The organism is Streptomyces sp. 15-116A, from assembly GCF_025290915.1.
In the GTDB taxonomy this organism is placed as follows: Bacteria; Actinomycetota; Actinomycetes; order Streptomycetales; family Streptomycetaceae; genus Streptomyces.
In genome coordinates this window covers 1-17039 of record NZ_JAOCQE010000137.1, presented here as the reverse complement: position 1 = coordinate 17039, position 17039 = coordinate 1, and the positions used below count along the sequence as shown (strand labels likewise).

14 protein-coding genes and 1 pseudogene are annotated in these 17039 nt (G+C 70.4%); 8 read left to right on the top strand and 7 right to left on the bottom strand.

Going from position 1 to position 17039, the window contains the following annotated elements; translation table 11 throughout:
- The coding region (locus tag N4P33_RS21280; protein WP_260828240.1) for an ATP-binding SpoIIE family protein phosphatase at positions 1-1384 on the top strand (1384 nt) is incomplete at its 5' end.
- Positions 1385-1521: 137 nt separating this feature from the next.
- On the opposite strand, the gene N4P33_RS21275 is transcribed toward N4P33_RS21280, so the two are convergent.
- Complete coding sequence (locus tag N4P33_RS21275; protein WP_260828239.1) at positions 1522-3810, bottom strand: transglycosylase domain-containing protein; 2289 nt, start codon at positions 3808-3810, stop codon at positions 1522-1524.
- A gap of 244 nt (positions 3811-4054) precedes the next feature.
- Here N4P33_RS21275 and N4P33_RS21270 point away from each other — a divergent pair, with 244 nt between their 5' ends.
- From N4P33_RS21270 to N4P33_RS21250, 5 genes are all read left to right on the top strand, one after another.
- Positions 4055-4990: an SPFH domain-containing protein gene (locus N4P33_RS21270; RefSeq protein WP_260828238.1), complete on the top strand. Its 936-nt coding sequence runs from the start codon at positions 4055-4057 to the stop codon at positions 4988-4990.
- Positions 4987-5238 (top strand): hypothetical protein, encoded by a 252-nt coding sequence (locus N4P33_RS21265; RefSeq protein ID WP_260828237.1) that lies wholly within the window; start codon positions 4987-4989, stop codon positions 5236-5238. The genes N4P33_RS21270 and N4P33_RS21265 overlap by 4 nt, the downstream gene beginning before the upstream one ends.
- Positions 5239-5370: 132 nt before the next feature.
- Positions 5371-5895 (top strand): PadR family transcriptional regulator, encoded by a 525-nt coding sequence (locus N4P33_RS21260; protein ID WP_260828236.1) that lies wholly within the window; start codon positions 5371-5373, stop codon positions 5893-5895.
- Positions 5892-6584 carry an ABC transporter ATP-binding protein gene (locus N4P33_RS21255; RefSeq protein ID WP_260828235.1) on the top strand — a complete coding sequence of 231 codons (693 nt, stop codon included), beginning with the start codon at positions 5892-5894 and terminating at the stop codon, positions 6582-6584. The genes N4P33_RS21260 and N4P33_RS21255 overlap by 4 nt, the downstream gene beginning before the upstream one ends.
- Complete coding sequence (locus N4P33_RS21250; protein WP_260828234.1) at positions 6581-8926, top strand: ABC transporter permease; 2346 nt, start codon at positions 6581-6583, stop codon at positions 8924-8926. The genes N4P33_RS21255 and N4P33_RS21250 overlap by 4 nt, the downstream gene beginning before the upstream one ends.
- A 153-nt stretch (positions 8927-9079) precedes the next feature.
- Here the strand turns inward: N4P33_RS21250 and N4P33_RS21245 are convergent, their stop codons facing one another.
- Complete coding sequence (locus N4P33_RS21245; RefSeq protein WP_260828233.1) at positions 9080-10030, bottom strand: LysR substrate-binding domain-containing protein; 951 nt, start codon at positions 10028-10030, stop codon at positions 9080-9082.
- 133 nt (positions 10031-10163) lie between these two features.
- On the opposite strand from N4P33_RS21245, the gene N4P33_RS21240 reads away from it, so the two are divergent.
- Both N4P33_RS21240 and N4P33_RS21235 read left to right on the top strand, forming a co-directional pair.
- The gene (locus N4P33_RS21240) at positions 10164-10718 is read left to right on the top strand and encodes a peroxiredoxin (protein ID WP_260828232.1); all 555 of its coding nucleotides are present in this window, start codon (positions 10164-10166) and stop codon (positions 10716-10718) included.
- Between the two features lie 3 nt (positions 10719-10721).
- On the top strand, positions 10722-11255 hold the full coding sequence (locus tag N4P33_RS21235) for an alkyl hydroperoxide reductase (protein ID WP_260828231.1): 534 nt from the start codon (positions 10722-10724) through the stop codon (positions 11253-11255).
- Positions 11256-11350: 95 nt separating this feature from the next.
- On the opposite strand, the gene N4P33_RS21230 is transcribed toward N4P33_RS21235, so the two are convergent.
- From N4P33_RS21230 to N4P33_RS21210, 5 genes and pseudogenes are all read right to left on the bottom strand, one after another.
- The gene (locus N4P33_RS21230) at positions 11351-12745 is read right to left on the bottom strand and encodes an AI-2E family transporter (RefSeq protein WP_260828230.1); all 1395 of its coding nucleotides are present in this window, start codon (positions 12743-12745) and stop codon (positions 11351-11353) included.
- 138 nt (positions 12746-12883) lie between these two features.
- The gene (locus N4P33_RS21225; RefSeq protein WP_260828229.1) at positions 12884-13579 is read right to left on the bottom strand and encodes a lytic transglycosylase domain-containing protein; all 696 of its coding nucleotides are present in this window, start codon (positions 13577-13579) and stop codon (positions 12884-12886) included.
- Positions 13580-14009: 430 nt separating this feature from the next.
- A complete protein-coding gene (locus N4P33_RS21220) occupies positions 14010-15335 on the bottom strand; it encodes a PhoH family protein (protein ID WP_260828228.1) in 1326 nt (441 codons plus the stop codon).
- Between the two features lie 354 nt (positions 15336-15689).
- Positions 15690-16463: an isoprenyl transferase gene (locus N4P33_RS21215; RefSeq protein WP_260828227.1), complete on the bottom strand. Its 774-nt coding sequence runs from the start codon at positions 16461-16463 to the stop codon at positions 15690-15692.
- A 188-nt stretch (positions 16464-16651) separates the two neighbouring features.
- Positions 16652-17039: pseudogene (locus N4P33_RS21210) on the bottom strand (hypothetical protein); the annotation flags it as partial.

Below are 17039 nucleotides of genomic sequence, written 5' to 3'. Positions count from 1 at the left end.
CGCCGAAGTCCTGCGCGGCGTACGCCCGGTGTTCACGGACGCCCCCGCCGCGCGCGCCGCCCTGCCCGAACTCCTCGGCGAGGGCGGCGAGTCGGCGGTGCCCGACGGCCAGCGGGCGATCCTCGCGCCGCTTCGCGGCCGGCGCCGGGTGATCGGCGCCGCGCTGTTCCTGCGCGGCCCGGAACGCATCCCGTTCGAGGCGGACGACCTGCTGGTCGCCGCGCAGCTCGCCACGCACAGCGCCCTCGGCATCGACAAGGCGGTGCTGTACGGGCGCGAGGCGTACATCGCGGACGAGCTGCAGCGCACCATGCTGCCGGAGACCCTGCCGCGCTGCACCGGCGTACGGCTGGCCTCGCGCTACCTCCCGGCGGCGGAGACCGCGCGGGTCGGCGGCGACTGGTACGACGCGATCCCGCTGCCCGGCAGCCGGGTCGCCCTGGTCGTGGGCGACGTCATGGGGCACTCCATGACCTCCGCCGCGATCATGGGGCAGCTGCGCACCACCGCGCAGACCCTCGCCGGGCTCGACCTGCCGCCGCAGGAGGTGCTGCACCATCTCGACGAGCAGGCGCAGCGGCTCGGCGTCGACCGCATGGCGACCTGCCTGTACGCGGTGTACGACCCGGTCTCGCACCGCATCACCATCGCCAACGCCGGTCATCCGCCGCCCGTGCTGCTGCACCAGGGCGGCGAGGCCGAGGTGCTGCGCGTCCCCGCGGGCGCGCCGATCGGCGTCGGCGGGGTGGACTTCGAGGCCGTGGAACTGGACGCGCCCGCCGGGGCGACGCTGCTGCTGTACACCGACGGGCTGGTCGAGTCGCGTCTGCGGGACGTGTGGACCGGCATCGAGCAGCTGCGCGAGAAGCTGGCGGCGACCGCCCGGCTGACCGGGCCCGGTCATCCGCCGCCGCTGGAGGCGCTGTGCGACGAGGTGCTGGACATGCTCGGGCCGGGCGACCGGGACGACGACATCGCGCTGCTCGCCGCCCGCTTCGACGGGATCGCGCCGAGCGATGTCGCCTACTGGTTCCTGGAGCCCGAGGACGCGGCTCCCGGCCGGGCCCGGCGGCTGGCCCGGCGGGCGCTGTCCCGGTGGGGGCTGGAGGAGCTGAGCGACTCGGTGGAGTTGCTGGTGAGCGAGGTCGTGACGAACGCGGTGCGGTATGCGACGCGGCCGGTGACCTTGCGGTTGCTGCGGACGGATGTGCTGCGGTGCGAGGTGGGGGACGACGTGCCGCAGTTGCCGCGGTTGCGGCAGGCTCGGGCGGACGATGAGGGTGGCCGTGGGCTGTACCTGGTGAATCGGCTCGCCCGGCGGTGGGGGGCGACGCGGTTGAGTACCGGCAAGGTGGTGTGGTTCGAACTGAATCGGGGCGGCTGACGGGCGTTGTGCGCCTATGAGCTCGGGGCGCGAGGTGGTGCGCGAGTGCCGGTGCGTCGAGGCTTGTCGCGCTCACGCGGCGGAGCCGCATAGGGACACAGCCTCGCGCCCCTGGGGGTTGCGGTGGCCGCTGCTTTTCAGTTCTGCTGAGGGTCGTCCGGGTCCTTCGGGATCTCGAAGGTCGGCGGGGCCGTGGGGTTCCCGTCCGTGGGGGGTTTGGTCGTCGGCGTCTGGCTCGGGGGCTCGGACGTCGGTTCCTGGGACGGGGTCTGGGACGGGGCCTCGGAGGTCGGGGCCTTCGTCGTCGGCTCCTCGGTCGGTGTCTGTGACGGGCTCTGCGTGGCCGACGGGGTCCAGGACGGCTGAACGGCCGCGCCCTGGTCGGTGTCCAGGTCGAACTTGCTGGTCTCGTCCAGCACGCCGAACATGTACGCCGCCCAGATCTGCGCCGGGAAGCCACCGCCGTTGACGCGTGTGTCGCCGCCCACGACCGCGCCGTACATCTCCACCTGCTTGTGCGGGGGCTTGTCGTCCTCGCCGAACAGGCCGACCGAGGTGACCAGGTCGGGTGTGTAGCCGGTGAACCAGGCCGACTTGTTGTTGTCGGAGGTACCGGTCTTGCCCGCGACCTGCTGGCCGTTGCGCAGCGGGTTGTCCCGGACGGCGCGGCGGGCCGTACCGTCGTCGACCACGCCCGTGAGCACCGAGGTGACCGTGTCGGCGGCCTCGCGGCTGATGACCTGCTCGCCGACCGCGTCCGGCATGGTGACGGTGCGGGTGCGGTGCTCGGCCGACTTGATCAGGGTCGGGGTGACCTTCTTGCCGTGGTTGTCGAGGGTGGCGTAGACGCCGGCCATCTGCAGCGGGCTCGCCCCCATGGAGCCCAGGGTCTGCGCGGGCACGGCCTCGAGGTCCTCGACGCGCATGCCGAGCTTGCCGGCGGTCTCCATCACCTTCGGCATGCCGACGTCGACGCCCATCTGCGCGAAGACGGAGTTGACGGACTTGTTCATCGCCGTCTGGACGGTGATGGGGCCGTAGTTGCCGTCGTCCTCGTTCTCGGGGGCGAAGCCGACCTTCCGGCCGTTGTCGACGACCTCGCGCTCACTGGTGCCGTCGTAGATCGTGTTCGCGGTGATCGGCTGACCGGTCTGGGTCTGGGCCTGCTCCTCCAGGGCGGCGGCCAGGATCACCGGCTTGAAGGTGGACGCGACCTGGTAGTCGGTGCGGGTGGCGTTGTTGAGGTAGTGCTTGAGGTAGTCCTCGCCGCCGTACATCGCCACGACCGCGCCGGTCTTCGGGTTCACCGACGCGGCGCCGGCCTGGATGTCCGCGTCGACCTTGCGTTCCTTCGGGTCCAGCTTGCTGGTGAGCTGGGTCCTGACGGCCTTCTCGAGCGCGGCCTGCTTCTTCTTGTCGATGTTGAGGGTGATGGTCCAGCCGCCCGCGTCCACCAGGGCGTCGGCCTGCTTGGCGTCCTCGGCGGTCCCGTCGGCGACGAGCTGCTCCTTCAGGGCGGAGTTGGCCGCGTCGACCAGATAGCCGGCCTGCCCCTTCAGACCGGGGTCGCCCTTGGGCGCCTTGGGCACCGGGAACTTCATGCCGGAGCGCTCGGACTGGTCCAGCCAGCCCTGCTCGACCATGTTGTCCAGGACGTAGTTCCAGCGGGCCTTGACCAGCTTCTTGCCGTTGTCCGAGGCGACCGCCCAGTCGTACTGGCTCGGCGCCTGGAGCAGCGCGGCGAGATAGGCGCCCTGCTCGACGTCGAGGTCCTCGGCGTCGACGCGGTAGTAGGCCTGGGCGGCGGCCTGGATGCCGTAAGCGTTGCGGCCGTAGTAGCTGGTGTTGATGTAACCGGCGAGGATGTAGTCCTTGGACTTCTCGCGGTCCAGCTTCAGCGAGATGACCAGTTCCTTCAGCTTGCGCGTGACGGTCTGGTCCTGCGTCAGGTAGTAGTTCTTGACGTACTGCTGGGTGATCGTCGAGCCGCCCTGCGCGCCCTTGCCGGACAGCGTGTTGAACACACCGCGGGCGGTGCCCTTCAGGTCGACACCGGCGTCCTTGTAGAACGTCTTGTTCTCGGCGGCGACGAAGGTCTTCTGGACGGGCTTCGGGATCTGCGCCAGGTCGACGACCTCGCGGTTGAAGCCGGTGCGGGCCATGATCGAACCGTTGCTGTACTTGTAGACGTTGCCCTGCTTGCTGGCGTCCTTGTTCGCCACGGCGGGGATGTCGATCATCATGTACAGCGCGATGAAGGCGCCCATGCCGAGCAGGCAGAGGCCGAAGAACGTGCCGAGGATCTTCTTCCAGCTGAAGAAGCGGCGTATGCCGCTGTGCCCGGCCGCTCCCGACGAGCGGCGGCCGCTGGGTGCCGCACGGCGCCCACCGCGCTGTCGTGCGCGTCTTTCTTCCGCTCGTCCCATGGGTTCCTTCTGCTCCGCTTCGCTCGTGTGTGCCCTCGTGCCACACAGATTCGCCGCTCAGGTCAGCTCAGAAAGCTAACACCGGGAGATATGACAAAGGGCGGCCGATGCGGTCGTTACGGACGTGACAATCAGCACCCGCCCCAACGGAACCGACGTCCGAGAGGGGGTTGAGGTTGCCGTGAGGGGGTAATCTGATATCACTTAGATAGGATCAAGCTAGAAGGAAACAGGGGGACCCTCCATGACCACCCACGACACACGAGCCACCGCCGACGTACCCGAGATGCCCGCCCCGCGCGTGCGGGAGTTCGCCGCGCACAGCATCGGCGGCGGGCTCGCGCTGCTGCTCGGGCTGGTCGGGCTGCTGGGCGGTGCCGGGCTGATCGTGAGCGCCACGGCGGTCTCCGGGGCCGGGGGCAAGGCGGCGCTGATCATCGGCGGCATCCTCGTGGTGCTCGCCTCGTTCCTGGCTATGGCCGGGCTGAACATGGTGGCGCCCGGCGAGGCGCGCGTGGTGCAGCTGTTCGGCCGGTACCGGGGGACCATCCGGCAGGACGGGCTGCGCTGGGTGAACCCGTTGACCTCCCGCACCCGGATCTCGACGCGGGTACGCAATCACGAGACCGCCGTCCTGAAGGTCAACGACGCCTACGGCAACCCGATCGAGCTCGCCGCGGTCGTGGTGTGGCGGGTGGAGGACACCGCGCAGGCGACCTTCGAGGTGGACGACTACATCGAGTTCGTCTCCACCCAGACCGAGGCGGCCGTCCGGCACATCGCCATCGAATACCCCTACGACGCCCACGAGGAGGACGGGCTGTCGCTGCGCGGCAACGCCGAGGAGATCACCGAGAAGCTGGCCGTCGAACTGCACGCGCGCGTGGAGGCGGCCGGGGTGCAGATCATCGAGTCCCGCTTCACGCACCTCGCCTACGCTCCGGAGATCGCCTCGGCGATGCTGCAGCGGCAGCAGGCCGGGGCGGTCGTGGCGGCACGCAAGCAGATCGTGGAGGGGGCTGTGGGCATGGTCGAGTCGGCGCTGACCCGGATCGCCGAGCGGGATCTGGTGGAGCTGGACTCCGAGCGGAAGGCGGCGATGGTGTCCAACCTGATGGTGGTGCTGTGCGGGGACCGCTCCGCCCAGCCGGTCCTCAACACCGGGACCCTCTACCAGTGACCGCTCCCACGGAGGGTTCCCGCGGCCGGCCGCAGCGCAAGCAGGTGCTGCTGCGGCTGGACCCGGCGGTGTACGAGGCGCTGGCCCGCTGGGCCAACGACGAGCTGCGGTCGGCGAATGCGCAGATCGAGTTCCTGCTGCGACGGGCGCTGGCGGAGGCGGGGCGGTTGCCGGGCAACACCGGTCCGCTGCCCCGCCGGGGCCGGCCACCCGCACAGCCTCCCGGCGAGGGTCAGCGACCTCAGTAGCCCCGATAGCCCCAGCAGCCTCGGTAGCAGAACCGTGACAATCGCGCCCCACCTGCGCCGTCCCACTCCCCGCCATGATCTACACACTCCGCGTATACATGCGGCGTATACACCGTGTGTAGAGTGCTCGGCATGTCCATCGGTCACACCCTCCTGGGGCTCCTGGAGTCCGGCCCGCGTCACGGTTACGACCTGAAGCGGGCCTTCGACGAGAAGTTCGGTCACGACCGGCCGCTGCACTACGGCCAGGTCTACTCGACGATGTCCCGGCTGCTGAAGAACGGGCTCGTCGAGGTCGACGGCATCGAGGCCGGCGACGGCCCCGAGCGCAAGCGGTACGCGATCACCGAGGCCGGGATCACCGATGTCGAGCGCTGGCTCGCCACACCGGAGAAGCCGGAGCCGTACCTCCAGTCGACGCTGTACACGAAGGTCGTCCTCGCACTGCTCACCAGCCGCGACGCCGCCGACATCCTCGACACCCAGCGCTCGGAGCATCTGCGCAGCATGCGGATCCTCACCGACCGCAAGCGCAAGGGCGACCTCGCGGACCAGCTGATCTGCGACCACGCCCTGTTCCACCTGGAGGCCGACCTGCGCTGGCTGGAGCTGACCGCGGCGCGCCTCGACAAGCTCCGTGAGGCGGTGACCCGATGACCTCGTTCCCCGCCGGCACGCTGCTGGCCGCCGACGAGCTGCGCAAGGCCTACGGTCCGACCACCGCGCTCGACGGCGCCGCCTTCTCCATCCACCCCGGCGAGGTCGTCGCCGTGATGGGCCCCTCCGGGTCGGGCAAGTCGACCTTGCTGCACTGCCTCGCCGGGATCGTCACGCCCGACTCCGGGTCGATCCTCTACAACGGGCGCGAGCTGACGACCATGAGCGACGCCGAGCGCAGTGCGCTCAGGCGCTCGGAGTTCGGCTTCGTCTTCCAGTTCGGGCAGCTGGTCCCCGAGCTCACCTGCGTGGAGAACGTCGCCCTGCCGCTGCGGCTGAACGGCACCTCCCGCAAGGAGGCCGAGCGGGCCGCGCTGACCTGGATGGAGCGGCTGGAGGTGGACGACGTCCGCAAGAAGCGGCCCGGCGAGGTCTCCGGCGGTCAGGGCCAGCGCGTCGCCGTCGCGCGGGCGCTGGTCACCAGCCCGCAGGTGGTGTTCGCCGACGAGCCGACCGGCGCGCTCGACTCCCTCAACGGCGAGCGCGTGATGGAGCTGCTCACGGACGCCGCCCGCTCCACCAACGCCGCCGTCGTGCTGGTCACGCACGAGGCACGGGTGGCCGCGTACTCCGACCGCGAGATCGTCGTACGGGACGGGAAGTCGCGGGACATGGAGCGCGTCGTATGAGTGCGCGCGACTGGGCCCGCGATCTGGCCATGGGCACCCGGTTCGCCTTCGCGGGCGGACGGGAGGGCTGGATCCGGGCGGTCCTCACGGCCGTGGGCGTCGGGCTCGGCGTGGCGCTGCTGCTGCTCACCACCGCCATCCCGAACGCGCTGGCGGAACGCCACCGGCGCGACGAGGCCCGCCTCGACTACACGTTCGGCCAGGTGATCCCGAAGGCTGACGACACGCTGGTCATCGCGGACATCGACACCGAGTTCCGGGACCGGGACGTACGCGGCCGGCTGATGGAGCCGGAGGGCCCGAAGGCGCCGCTGCCGCCGGGGCTCGACGGGTTCCCCGCGGCCGGTGACATGGTGGTCTCCCCCGCGCTGAAGGAGCTGCTGGAGTCGGACGGCGGCACGCTGCTGCGCGAGCGGCTGCCGTACGACGTGGTGGGGACGATCGACGAGCAGGGGCTCATCGGCGCGCAGGAACTCGCCTACTACGCGGGCGCCGAGGGGCTCGCCGAGCGGATCGACGGCTCGCGGGTGGCGCGGATCGACGAGTTCGGGCCGCCCGAGGTCCGGCCCGAGCCGACCGACCCGGTGCTGGTGCTGCTGGTGCTGGTCGTGTTCGTGGTGCTGCTGACGCCGGTGGCGGTGTTCATCGCGGCGGCCGTCCGCTTCGGCGGCGAGCGGCGCGACCGCAGGCTGGCGGCGCTGCGGCTGGTCGGCTCGGACGGCGCGAGCACCCGCCGTATCGCCGCGGGCGAGGCCCTCGCGGGCGCCCTGCTCGGCCTGGTCCTCGGCACGGTGTTCTTCCTGATCGGACGCGAAGTCGCCGCCTCCTTCGAGGTGTTCGACGTCAGCGTGTTCCCGAGCTATCTGAATCCCTCGCCGCTGCTCGCGCTGCTGGTCGCGGTGGCGGTCCCGGCGGCGGCCGTGCTGGTGACGCTGTTCGCGCTGCGCGGGGTCGTCATCGAGCCGCTGGGCGTGGTCCGTACGGCGCGGCCCGCGCGGCGCCGGCTGTGGTGGCGGCTGCTGCTGCCACTGGCCGGTGTGGCGATGCTCTACCCGATGGTCGGCCAGGGCCGCGACGACGGCGACTTCAACCAGTACCTCGTGGTGGGCGGTGTGCTGCTCCTGCTGATCGGCGTCACCGCGCTGCTGCCGTGGATCGTGGAGGCGGTCGTCGCCCGGCTCGGCGCCGGGGGTGTGGCCTGGCAACTGGCGGTACGACGGCTGCAGTTGAGCAGCGGTACGGCGGCCCGCATGGTCAACGGCATCGCGGTGGCGGTGGCCGGGGCGATCGCCCTGCAGATGCTGTTCGCGGGCGTGGAGGACACGTACACCAAGGCCACCGGGTACGACGTGTCGCGGGCCCAGATGCAGGTGCGGGTTCCCGGGGGTATGGAACTGGCCCCGGCCGCGGCGAAGCTGGAGGACACCAAGGGCGTACGGACGGTGTACGCGCTGTCCGAGGGCTATCTCGGCGACGCCTCCTGGAAGAAGGGGCCCGAGCGCTCGACCGGGCTGACGGTCGGCGACTGCGCGACCCTGCGGCAGGTGGCGAAGCTGCCGTCCTGCCGGGACGGGGATGTGTTCGCCTCCACCGGCGGGGACTTCGACACCGATACCCCGGCTCTGAGCAAGCCCGGCCTGACGCTGTATCTCGAGCCGGGCAATCCCAACCAGGCCCCGGGCGGGGACGGCAAGGACGTCACCTGGACGGTCCCCGAGGGGGTGAAGCAGGCCAGGGCGATCAAGGACCCGACCGGCACGAAGCGGGGCGGCATCCTCATGACGCCCGGCGCGATGCCGGCGAAGATCGCCGGGACGGTCAGCGGGCAGGTGTACGTCGCGGTCGACGACTCGGTGCCGGACGCCCGTGAACACGTGCGGAACGCAGCGGCGAGCATCGATCCGACGGCGGAGCCCACGACCTGGTCCGCCACCGAGCGCTCCAACCGTTTCGACTCCATCCGTACGGGGCTGCTTGTCGGGGCGGCGGCCGTGCTGGTGCTGATCGGGGCGAGTCTGCTGGTGTCGCAGCTGGAGCAGTTGCGGGAGCGGCGCAAGCTGCTGTCGTCGCTGGTGGCCTTCGGGACGCGGCGGCGGACGCTGAGTCTGTCGGTGCTGTGGCAGACGGCGATCCCGATCGGGCTGGGGCTGCTGCTGGCGTCGGTGGTGGGGATGACGCTGGGTGCGGTGCTGCTGCGGATGACGGCGACGGCGGTACGGGTGGACTGGGCGAGTGTGGTGTCGATGACCGGGATCGGTGCGGGCGTCGTCCTGACGGTGACCCTGCTGAGCCTCCCGCCGCTGCTCCGCCTGATGCGCCCGGACGGCTTGCGCACGGAGTAGTCTCGCCCCCGCCGCCCCTACCCGTTCCCGCGGGCTGAATTCAGCTCGTCCGGCACCTTTTCATCCCACCGAGTCGGGTGGTGGGTGGGCGAGGCCGGGGGTCCGGGGGCGGAGCCCCCCGGGGTGGGACGGGCAGGGGCGGCGGGGGCGTCATCAGCCGAGCACCCGCACCGGGAGGTCGCGCATCGCATCCCGCAAGGCCCTCGCCAACTCCTCGTACTCCGCCGCCCGCGCCGCCCCCGCCCGCATCGCGAGAGCGATCCGCCGCGTGGGCGCCGGCTCGGCGAAGTACCCGGTGAGGAGCTGGCTGGAGCGGGTCGTCTCGACCTTGACGGCCGTCCGCGGCAACAGCGTCACCCCCAGCCCGCCCGCGACCAACTGCACCAGCGTGGAAAGCCCCGCCGCGGTCGTCGTGGCCGGCACATCCGCCCGCCCCGCCTCCCGGCAGATGTCCAGCGCCTGGTCCCGCAGGCAGTGCCCCTCGTCCAGCAACAGCAGATTCAGCTCCCGCAACGCCTCCCGAGGAATCCCCTCCCGCCCCCCGAGCCAGTGATCCAACGGCGTGACCAAGACGAAGTCCTCGTCGAACAGGGGCAGTTCACTCACCCCCGGCACCCCGAGCGGCACCGCGAGCAGCAGCAGATCGAGCCGCCCACTGGTCAGCCCGTCGAGCAGACTCGCGGTCTGCTCCTCGTGCACCTGAAGATCAAGATCCGGATACCGCTCGTGCACCAGCCGCAGCACGGTGGGCAGCAGATACGGCGCGACCGTAGGGATCACACCGAGCCGCAGTACCCCGGTGAAGGGCGCCCGCACCGCCTCGGCCTCCTCCATCAGCGCCCCCACCTCCTCCAGCACCGCCTTCGCCCGCACCGCCAGCCGCTCACCGGCGGGCGAGAGCAGCACCTTGCGCGTCGTACGCTCGAGGAGCGTGACACCGAGTGTCTCCTCCAGCGCGGAGACGGCCCCCGACAGCGCCGGCTGGCTCATCCCGATCGCCGATGCGGCGTCCCGGAAATGCAGATGCTCCGCCACCGCCGCGAACGCCCTCAACTGCGCCAGGCTCGGCTGCCTGCGCCGGTGACCCGCGTTACCCACTGTCACTGATAGCCACCTCCGATCAACTCGACCGAGTGTAGCTATTTCACTAATCAATGCACCCTGTGCCAGCATCGGCACAGTCCAACCCATGGGAAACACCCGCGATCCGGGTGTTTCTTCGCTGCAAGGAGAGCGTGTGCTCACTGTCGGTGACAAGTTCCCCGAGTTCGAACTGACCGCCTGCGTCTCGCTGGAGAAGGGCAAGGAGTTCGAGACGATCAACCACAAGACCTACGAGGGCAAGTGGAAGATCGTGTTCGCCTGGCCCAAGGACTTCACCTTCGTGTGCCCGACCGAGATCGCGGCCTTCGGCAAGCTGAACGACGAGTTCGCCGACCGCGACGCGCAGATCCTCGGCTTCTCCGGTGACTCGGAGTTCGTCCACCACGCCTGGCGCAAGGACCACGACGACCTGCGTGACCTGCCCTTCCCGATGATGGCCGACCCCAAGCACGAGCTGATGCGCGACCTGGGCATCGAGGGCGAGGACGGCTACGCCAAGCGCGCGGTCTTCATCGTGGACCAGAACAACGAGATCCAGTTCTCCATGGTGACCGCGGGCTCCGTCGGCCGGAACCCGAAGGAGGTCCTGCGGGTCCTGGACGCCCTCCAGACCGACGAGCTGTGCCCGTGCAACTGGAGCAAGGGCGAGGAGACCCTGGACCCGGTCAAGCTGCTGGCTGGTGAGTGAGGCATGTCCCTCGACTCGCTGAAGTCCCGTATACCGGACTACGCCAAGGACCTGAAGCTCAACCTCGGCTCGGTCATCGGCAACTCCGACCTGCCGGCCCAGCAGCTGTGGGGCACGGTGCTGTCGACGGCGATCGCCTCGCGCTCGGCCGTCGTGCTGCGCGAGCTGGAGCCGGAGGCGAAGGCCAACCTGTCGCCGGAGGCGTACACGGCCGCCAAGGCCGCCGCCGCGGTGATGGCGATGAACAACGTCTTCTACCGCACCCGTCACCTGCTGTCGGACCACGAGTACGGCAACCTGCGCGCGGGCCTGCGGATGAACGTCATCGGCAACCCGGGTGTCGACAAGGTCGACTTCGAGTTCTGGTCCTTCGCGGTCTCCGCCATCAACGGCTGCGGCATGTGCCTCGACTCGCACGAGCAGGTGCTGCGCAAGGCCGGCCTGGAGCGTGACGTCATCCAGGAGGCGTTCAAGATCGCCGCGGTGATCCAGGCGGTCGCCGCGACCCTGGACGCCGAGGCGGCCCTCGCGGAGTAACTCCGCGAAGCCCCGCTTCGTCCGACGGGCCCGCCCACCTCACCGGTGGACGGGCCCGTCGCCGTATGACCGCTCCGATGAGCTCCCCCGCCGCGTTACCGCTCCGGCGGCTGCTCCTCCGGACGTTCCGGTGCCGCCGGAGGTGCCGGCGCCGGCGCCGGTGTCGGCGTGGGTGCCGGTGTCGGCGTAGGTGCCGCCGACATCGCTGTCGCGCCGTGCGGTTTCGGGGAGTGGCGGACGGCCGCCTCCTGGGCGTGGGCGCGGAGATAGCCGACGACGGTGTTGGTGACCGCGACCAGCGGGACGGCGACGACCGCGCCGCCGATGCCGGCCACCATGCCGCCCGTGGCGACCGCCAGGACCACGGCCAGCGGATGCACCCGCACCGCGCGGCCCAGGATGAACGGCTGCAGGATGTGCCCCTCGATCTGCTGCACCGCCAGCACCACGGCCAGCGTCATCACACCGGTGAACACGCCCTGCGTGACGAGCGCGACGACCACGGCCAGCGCGCCCGAGACGACCGCACCGACGAGCGGGATGAAGGAGAACAGGAAGATGAAGACGGCGAGCGGCACCGCCATCGGCACATCGAGGAAGTAGATGCCGATGCCGATGAAGATCGCGTCGATCAGCGCCACGATCACCGTGCCCCGCACATACGCCGTCAGCGTGCGCCACGCGGCCGGTCCGGCACCGGCGACGCCCGGACGGGCCGCGGCGGGGACGAGCTTGAGCGCCCACTGCCAGATGCGCTTGCCGTCGTAGAGCAGGAACAGCGTGCAGAACACCGCGAGCAGGATGCCGGTGATCGCCTCGACGACGACCGTGACGCCCTCCAGGCCCGCCGAGGTGATCTGCTCGGTGTTGGCGCCGACCGCCTCGCGCAGGTTCTTGGCGATCTCGTTGATCTGCTTGTCGGTGACGTGGAACGGGCTGTTGAGCAGCCAGTTGCGCAGCTCGTCGATGCCGTCCTGGATCTGGTCGGAGAGGTTGTCGATGTTCTCCATGACCTGCCAGGTCACGAACCAGCCGATGAGGCCCATCACGACGAAGCCGAACAGCGCCGTGAGCGCCGTCGCCGGGCCGCGCGGCACCCCTATGCGCCGCAGCCGGGCCACGGTCGGCTGGAGCAGCGCCGTGATCAGCAGCGCGGCGGCGAAGGCCAGCACGACGAGCTGGACGGCGCTGATGACCCGCATCAGCACCCAGACCGTCCCGGCCAGCACCAGCAGCCGCCAGCCCGCCTCGGCGGCGACCCGCACGCCCCACGGCACGGCCTGTGCGGGATCCGGACGGGGGCCGACGGCGGGGGCGTAGTCGGGCGGCGCGGGCACCTGGGACGACGACTCGGCGGGCCCCGCGGGCTCCCCGCCCGCCGAGTCCTCCAATCGTTCCCGCTCCACTTCGGCGCGGCGCTGCTCCAACCGCTTGCCGGCCTCGGTCAGTCGGGCTCCGACCCGGCCGAGCCACCCTGGCACTCGCGACATGATCCGTCCCTCTCCCCCGTTTCTCCCCACCACTCCCCCTGGAGTCGTCGGTCAGACGGTACATGGCGAAAGCCCCGCACCGGGGAACGGTGTGGGGCTGTGCCGGGACGGCAAGGGCCTGTCAGGGCCTGTTCTGGCCTAGTACCAGTGGTTGGCCTGCCAGAACGACCACGCCTCGCAGGGGCTGCCGTAGCGGTCGTTCATGTAGTTCAGGCCCCACTTGATCTGGGTGGCCGGGTTGGTCTGCCAGTCGGAGCCGACCGACGACATCTTGGAGCCCGGCAGGGCCTGGAAGAGACCGTAGGCGCCCGAGGAGGGGTTGACGGCCTTGTAGTTCCAGCTGGACTCGTGGTCCACGATGTTGCTGAAGCACTGCCACTGTCCGGCCGGCACCATCTGGCGTGCCATGGCCTGGATCTGGGAGATGGTGTAGGAGCTCTGGACCGCGAAGTCGGACGCGTCCTTGGAGCGGCTGGCGGCCTCCTGGGCCTCCTCGCGCTCCTTGGCCTCCTTGGCTGCCTTCTCGGCGGCCGCCTTCTTGGCGACCGCGGTCTGGGCGGCTGCCTTGCGGGCGGCCTCCTCGGCTTCCTTCTTCGCGCTCGTGTCCGCGGCGATGGCCATCGTTTCGGCCTGCTGCGTCAGGGACGCGGTCTGCACCTCGGCCTGCTGGCCCGCGGGGATGTCCGCGAGCAGCGTGGTGGCGCCAGTGGCTGCCGTCGCTTCGGCGTCGTTGTTCTGCGCGGTGCTGCCCGAGGCAACGCCGACGACGCTTCCGACAGCGGTGACCGCGGTGGCCGAGGCCACTGCGAATCCCCGGACCGAGATCCGGCTCACACGGTTTCCTTCCAGCATCGCCCGCTTCGGTGACCCTCGCGGACGCAATCGTGCCCCTGGCACTGGCCTCCCCAACTGCGGGTCACGGGAGGCACGGGCCCGGTGGGCAACTCCCGCGAGGGGAGTGCCGCGTGGTGCTCGGGCGGCATACGACGACGCTATGCAGTTGAAGCTGTGTGTTTCTGTGGCGCCGTACCGCTGGGGGTACAGCTGTGTCGTATGCGGGGCCTGACAGGAGTGAGACTCTGCCGTAACCGGACGGCGCAAGGCAATTCTGTGGTGCGTGTGAAAGCTCACATGCCGTTTGGCCCAGGGGATTCCCGGAAAGCCGCACGCGCGCCGACGCCGCCCGGCTAGGCTCTGTGCCTTTCCCGGACGGCGCCAACTACTGCGTAACCGCACCTTGTTGGTACGGGTCAGGAAGTGCGGGTCAGACCTGCCCGTCCTCGAGCATTTCGGTCACAAGGGCCGCGATCTGGGACCTCTCGGAGCGAGTCAGGGTCACGTGGGCGAAAAGCGGATGGCCCTTCAGCTTCTCGACAACCGCGACCACACCGTCGTATCGACCGACCCTGAGATTGTCCCGCTGGGCGACGTCATGGGTCAGAACGACCCGTGAATTCGCGCCGATCCGGGACAGAACGGTCAGCAGAACGTTTCGCTCCAGCGACTGGGCCTCGTCCACGATCACGAACGCGTCGTGCAGCGAGCGGCCCCGGATGTGCGTCAGCGGCAGCACCTCCAGCATGCCGCGCGCGGTGACCTCCTCGATGACCTCACGGCTGGTGACCGCCGACAGCGTGTCGAAGACCGCCTGCGCCCAGGGGCTCATCTTCTCGGCCTCGCTGCCGGGCAGATAGCCGAGCTCCTGCCCGCCCACCGCGTACAGCGGCCGGAAGACCATCACCTTCTGGTGCTGACGGCGCTCCAGCACCGCCTCCAGGCCCGCGCACAGCGCCAGCGCCGACTTGCCGGTGCCGGCCCGGCCGCCCATCGACACGATGCCGACGTCCGGGTCGAGCAGCAGGTCGAGCGCGATCCGCTGCTCGGCGCTGCGGCCCTTGATGCCGAACGCGTCCCGGTCGCCGCGCACCAGGCGGACATTGCCCTCGGCGGTGACCCGCCCGAGCGCCTTGCCGCGCTCCGACTGGATGGTGAGCCCCGTGTGCACGGGAAGGTGGGCCGCCTCGGGGACGTAGACATGCCCCTCCTCGAAGAGGATGTCCACCTGCTCGCCCGGCAGGGTCACTTCGGACATTCCGGTCCAGCCGGAGGCGTCCGTGATGGCGAGCTCCGCGCGGTACTCCTCGGCGAGGAGCCCGACGGAGGACGCCTTGATCCGGAGCGGGAGGTCCTTCGACACGACAGTGACGTCGAACCCCTCGGCCTGCAGATTGCGGGCGACCGCGAGGATGCGGGAGTCGTTGTCCCCCAGGCGGTAGCCGCTGGGCAGCACGCTGGGGTCCGAGTGGTTGAGCTCGACACGCACGGTGCCGCCGAGGTCCCCGATCGGGATGGGGGCGTCAAGCCGGCCGTGCCGCACCCGGTAGTCGTCGAGCAGGCGCAGGGCCTGCCGGGCGAAGTAGCCGAGTTCGGGATGGTGCCGCTTGGCCTCCAGTTCCGTCACCACGACGATCGGGAGCACGACCTCGTGCTCGTCGAAGCGGCTCAGGGCGTTCGGGTCGGCCAGCAGAACGCTGGTGTCGAGGACATAGGTGCGCCGGTCTGGCTTGTGGCGCTTTGCGCTGGTCACCACGGAAGGACGAACCCCCTCGGATGAGGTCGGGGAGCGACGGAGCGGAGGCTGGGCCGGGAGAGTGAGAAGGACCAGGCCGGTCGCCGGCCGCCCTGTGCACACAGGGGCCGGGAACCGGCCCTCCGCTGCTGCTTCCGTGCCGTGACCGCACGGTAGGGCTGGTGCAAAAGGGCCTCCCGGGCGGACGGCACCCGCGCCGCCCGCTGAGATCCGACACCCGTGGTTCGGGTGTCGACCTGTCTGGCTTATGCCCTCGAACAAGCGCTGCCATGCCACGGCATATGACGGCGCGCCGGTGAACTCCGTGTGACGTGCGGGATGTACGCGAGAGGGAGGCTCGAAGGGGAGGCTTCGTCAGCCGCCGTAACGCCGGTGGCGGGCCGCGTAGTCGCGCAGGGCGCGCAGGAAGTCGACCTTGCGGAAGGCCGGCCAGAAGACCTCGCAGAAGTAGTACTCGGAGTGCGCGGTCTGCCAGAGCATGAATCCGGACAGCCGCTGCTCCCCGCTGGTGCGGATCACCAGGTCCGGGTCGGGCTGCGCGCGGGTGTAGAGGTGACGTCCGATCATGTCGACGTCGACGGACTCGGCGAGCTCCTCCATGGGGACGCCCTTGGCGTGGGCGTCGAGGAGCATGGACCGTACGGCGTCGGCGATCTCCTGGCGGCCGCCGTAGCCGATGGCCACGTTGACCGTTATCCCGGCGACGTCGGCGGTGGCCTCCTCGGCCTCCTTCAGCGTCCGCTGCATTCCGGCGGGCAGCAGATCGAGCGTGCCGACGTGGTGCACCCGCCAGCGTCCGTCGGCGGCGAGGGTGCGCACGACATCCTCGATGATGCCGAGGAGCGGGACCAGTTCCTCCTTGGGCCGGTCGAAGTTGTCCGTCGACAGCAGCCACAGGGTGACCACCTCGACGTCCGTCTCGCTGCACCAGCCGAGGAACTCCTCGATCTTGTCCGCGCCGGCCCGGTGGCCCTGCGCGGTGGTCGAACCGGCCGCCTTCGCCCAGCGGCGGTTGCCGTCCATGATGACGCCGATGTGCTTGGGCACCTGAGCGTGGTCCAGGTGGCCTTCCACCCGGCGCGCGTACAGCCTGACCAGCAGGCCGCGCAGCTTGTCGCGCAGGTTCACGTGATCGTCAGCCCCTCCGTACGGATCGGACAGGCGTGGCCTCGGCCGCGGTTCGGCGGCCTGCGACCCGGTGCCGGGCGCGGGCGGACCCTGTCCGTATGGCGGTCCCCGGAGGCAGAGCCTACCCCCGCGGGGGCGGGGGTCCCCAACGTCCGCAGTGGGGGCGTATGTCAGGGGTGCGGGGGCTGTCAGGGGTATTGCGGCGGTACGCCGTGCGACCGGGGCCGCTTGAACCACGCGCCGGACGAGCCCTGGCTGAGCAGCACGATGACGGCGATCGCGCTGCCGAGCGGCACGATGCCCAGCGGGATGCCGCGCGCGGTCGCACTGAGCGCGAACAGGATCTGCACGGAGGCCAGCACGATCGACGTGATCCGCACGCCGTTGCCCGCCTTCGGGTACCGGAACGCCAGGACGAAGAGCACGAAGGTCATGAGATACGTGCTGAAGAACCGCCCCGAGGCCTGGGCACCGGCGCCGGCGGCGACCAGGACGGTGAGGAGGACACCGAGCCCGAGGGTCGCGAAGATCACGATCTGGGCGGCACGGACGGGGGCGGGCATCGTCTGGGGTGGG